Annotated in this window: 3 protein-coding genes and 1 pseudogene; 2 read left to right on the top strand and 2 right to left on the bottom strand. The window is 65.1% G+C overall.

Annotated features, from left to right (window positions below; all coding sequences use genetic code 11):
* Positions 1-15: 15 nt before the first annotated feature.
* Positions 16-1,209 carry a resuscitation-promoting factor gene (locus P2Q66_RS07545; RefSeq protein ID WP_275726896.1) on the bottom strand — a complete coding sequence of 398 codons (1,194 nt, stop codon included), beginning with the start codon at positions 1,207-1,209 and terminating at the stop codon, positions 16-18.
* Positions 1,210-1,465: 256 nt separating this feature from the next.
* Entirely contained in the window at positions 1,466-2,371 is a 906-nt protein-coding gene (locus tag P2Q66_RS07540; RefSeq protein ID WP_275726894.1) for a TatD family hydrolase, read from the bottom strand.
* Between the two features lie 165 nt (positions 2,372-2,536).
* On the opposite strand from P2Q66_RS07540, the gene P2Q66_RS07535 reads away from it, so the two are divergent.
* Together P2Q66_RS07535 and P2Q66_RS07530 are read left to right on the top strand one after the other, a co-directional pair.
* A complete protein-coding gene (locus tag P2Q66_RS07535; protein ID WP_275726892.1) occupies positions 2,537-3,661 on the top strand; it encodes a MoxR family ATPase in 1,125 nt (374 codons plus the stop codon).
* 8 nt (positions 3,662-3,669) lie between these two features.
* Positions 3,670-3,889 (top strand): annotated as a pseudogene (locus tag P2Q66_RS07530) (DUF58 domain-containing protein); the annotation flags it as partial.

Raw genomic sequence — 3,889 nt, 5'->3', positions numbered from 1 at the left:
GGTGCCCGCTCCTGGTCAGCTGGTGGCTGCCCAGCCGCAGCCCCAGGGCTGCAGGCCGCGCTGTGCGTAGACGCGGTTGGCGATGTCGATCTGCTGGGCTTTCGTCGCCAGGCTGGCGTTTGGCGCATAGGCTCCGCCGCCGGATCCGATCCAGGTCTGGATATCGAACTGCAGGCCGCCGTAGTAGCCGTTGCCGGTGTTGATGCTCCAGTTTCCGCCGGATTCGCACTGGGCAATCTTGTCCCACATGGCTTCGTTCATGATGGCGGGGGCGGCTGCGCCGGTGTTGGTGCCGGCCGCGGGGGCCGGAGCTGCCTGGGCCACCGGCTTCGGCTTGGTGCCGACCGTAATCTTCTCAGCAACAGGCTGGACGGATACCGTCTCCGAAACCAGGGTGCGCGACGCTTCGCGGCCATCCACCAGAACCAGTTTGTAGGTCTTTTCGATCTTTCCGGCAGAACCTGCCTGGGTGACTTCCTGTTCGCCCTTCAGAAGCTCGGCGCTCTCCGTGGTGACCTTTTCGAAAGGAACCTCGTCGGTGGTCACGGCGGTCTGGGCGTTATCCACGCGGGAGACCTTGATCACCATGTTGTTGACCACGTGGGCGTTGGCGGGCTGGGAAGTGCGGTCGTTGGCGCCGAGGGTCAGGCCGGCGTCTTCCAGAACCTTGCCAACCGTGGCTGCGGTGGTGGTGGCGGTATCCACCTTGCCGTCGGCGACGATGCTGACGGTCTTGGGAGTGGAGATCGAGACGAAGGATCCCGCGACGGCGAGCTGCGCGTCCTTGGGAACCGAAACGGACGATGCGCTGGCAACACCAAGCTCGGTCACCAGGCCAGCCACGTCCTGGGCGTTGGTGTTGACGGTCTTCTCTGCCCCGTCCAGGCTCACCTTGACCTCTTTGGCCTGGTTGACGTTGATGACGGTGCCGTTCTGGACGGAGGCGTCGATGGCCGGGGAGACCCGGTCGGTGGGCTTGAGCTCAAGGTTGGCGCTCTTGACCACCTGGCCCACGGTACCGCCGAAGGTCTGCACGGACGTGACTTTGCCGTCGACATTGAGCGTGACGGTTTTGTTATTGCCGACGAAGGCTACGAGCCCCACCACCAGCGCGCAAAGCACCAGCAACTGGGCGCCAACTTTGATAAAGCTGAACTTGCCGTCCGTTGTGAAGAACTTGACCACGATTGCCCATAACTTTAGGTCCATCCGGGCACGGGGATCGCGCAATAAAATGCCCGGCACCGCCTTGCATGAGGCAGTCCGGGCACCGTTGCGCCGCCACACTTCGCGCAACGGTCAGGCCGGAACAAGGTCCGGCACATCGTGCTGCAGAAAGAAGTGAATTACCCGCTGGCCTTCCCCGACCCCGGCTAATAGTTCTTCACTGTAACCGTAGCGTTATAAAGGGACCAACAATTTTGCATACCAGGTATTCCCCGGGGTGAGCAACAAAGCTGTTTCGTTACACCCAGGATCCGTACGCCCGCACGGTATTTTCGCTGATACCGGCGCACATCGAGGCGAGGTCGGTCTTTGTCAATTCAGCCATGGCACGCACCGTGTAGGGCACCATGTAGCTCGCGTTCGGCCGGCCCCGGTGCGGGTGGGGTGTGAGGAAGGGAGCATCGGTTTCCACCAGGACCAACGCAGGATCGGCGACGGCCAGCGCGGCACGCAGGTTTGTGGCGTTCCGGAAGGTGAGTGTTCCCGCGAAGGACATCCACCAGCCCTCCTGGTTGCAGACTGCGGCCAGCTCCTCATCACCCGAGAAGCAGTGGAACACGACCCGCTCCGGTGCGCCTTCCTCCCGCAGGACCTGCACCACGTCACTGTGCGCGTCACGGTCGTGGATCTGCAGTGTGAGGCCCAGGCGCTTGGCAATGTCGATATGGCGGCGGAAGGAGTATTTCTGGTGGACCAGGCCTTCGCCTTCGGTACGGAAGAAGTCCAGCCCGGTCTCCCCGATGGCCCTGATGCGCGGGTGGGCTGCCAGCTGCTCGATTTCAGCGAGCGCCTCTTCCAGCCCGCCACGGGCCGCGTAGCGGGGGGCATCGTTGGGGTGCAGGGCAACAGCCCCGAGGAGCCGTTCGTCCTGGTCCACCGCCTGCACGGTGAAACGGGAGGACTCGAGGTCGCAGCCCACCTGCACCGCACCCTGGACACCCACCGCGGCCGCTGCATCCAGGGCGGCCTTAATGCCCACGGGCGCCTTCCCGTCGGGAAAATCGAGGTGGGTGTGGTTGTCCATGACGGGCACCGGCAGGGGTTCCGGGGCGGGCGGGAACTCGCGCTTCCTGCCGTTCTCAGGATCGGGTGCGTCCCCGGCAACGGGGCTGCGGTAAGCGTCGGGGATCAGCGTGTTGCACATCCCTCCAGCCTAACTGCGGAGGTTGGCCCCATTTTTGCCGGAACTCTCTGTCAGCTGCGGCAGTTGTGTTAGTAGTCTGGTACGGACAGATGCGAACGCCCACCGACGGGCGAAGGCAGGCTTACTTGTCCCGTCCAGGCGAGACCCCGGGCTGAAAGGTTGCCGATGGAATCCCACCGACGTACTGCCAACGATGTGAGCGCTGCTACCGGCAACCTGGCCGGCGTCCCGGACCCCGTCAGCCGCCTGAACGGGCACCGTCCGGCGGCGATGGACGGTGAGTCTTTCCACGCGGCAAGCCAGCGCATCCTGACAACGGTGAACACGGTAATCGATGGGAAATCGGATGCTGCAAAGCTGGCGCTGACTGTCCTGCTGGCGCAGGGCCACCTGCTGCTCGAGGACGTACCCGGCGTCGGGAAGACCCTCCTGGCCAAGACGCTGGCCCGGACCATCGACTGCACCGTCAACCGCATCCAGTTCACCCCTGACCTGCTGCCCTCCGACGTCACCGGGGTGTCCATCTACAACCAGGCGTCCAGGCTGTTCGAGTTCCGGCCCGGTGCGGTATTCGCGAACATCGTCATCGGCGACGAAATCAACCGCGCGTCCGCCAAAACCCAGTCCGCCCTCCTCGAGTGCATGGAGGAGCACCAGGTCACCGTGGACGGCAACTCCTACCGGCTCGACGAGCCGTTCATGGTGGTTGCCACCCAGAATCCCATTGAGATGGAAGGAACCTATCCTCTGCCGGAGGCGCAGCGGGACCGGTTCATGGCACGGATCTCCATGGGCTACCCGGACAAGGACGCCGAGATCGAGATGCTCGAAACACATCAGGCCACCTCTCCGCTGGCCAAGGTCGCCGCTGTGATAACCACGGCCGACGTGGCCGCCATGATCGCCAGCGTCCAGCAGGTCTATGTTTCGCAGGCGGTCAAGGAGTACACGGTTTCGGTGGGCAGGGCCACCCGGGAAAGCCCCCTCCTCCGGCTGGGCGCGAGCCCCCGTTCCATGCTGCAGCTGTTGCGTGCAGCGAAGGCCACTGCCGCCCTTGACGGCCGGGACTTCGTTTTGCCCGATGACGTGCTCCAGGTGGCAGAGGCCGTCCTGGCGCACCGCATCATCCTGGACCGGAAGGCGGCCGGAGCGGGCGAGACTCCGCACACCGTCCTGCGGGGCATCCTGTCGCGCCTGCCCGTTCCGCACACGCCGGCCGAGCCCGCCCGGCAGCCCAGGACCACCGGCAGGAGCCCTGCCCCGGTGGCCGGCGTGGGCAGGAACCACTAGGCGGACCCATGGCGCTGCTCGACAGACTGCCACGGCACCTCTTCACCCAGCGCGGCTGGGGAATGCTGGGGGCCGGCGCTGCTGCCCTCGCGGCCGCCCACGTCATGGGGCGGCGGGATCTCCTGACGCTCAGTGTCCTGTTGCTGGTCCTCCCCGTGGTTTCGCTGGCCGGCATCCGCCTGGTGAAGCCCCGCTTCCGCGTGTACCGAGAGTTCAATCCGTCCCCGG

It is taken from the genome of Arthrobacter sp. Cr_A7, assembly GCF_029222765.1.
Classification (GTDB): domain Bacteria; phylum Actinomycetota; class Actinomycetes; order Actinomycetales; family Micrococcaceae; genus Arthrobacter.
This window is presented reverse-complemented; position numbering and strand designations above follow the sequence as displayed.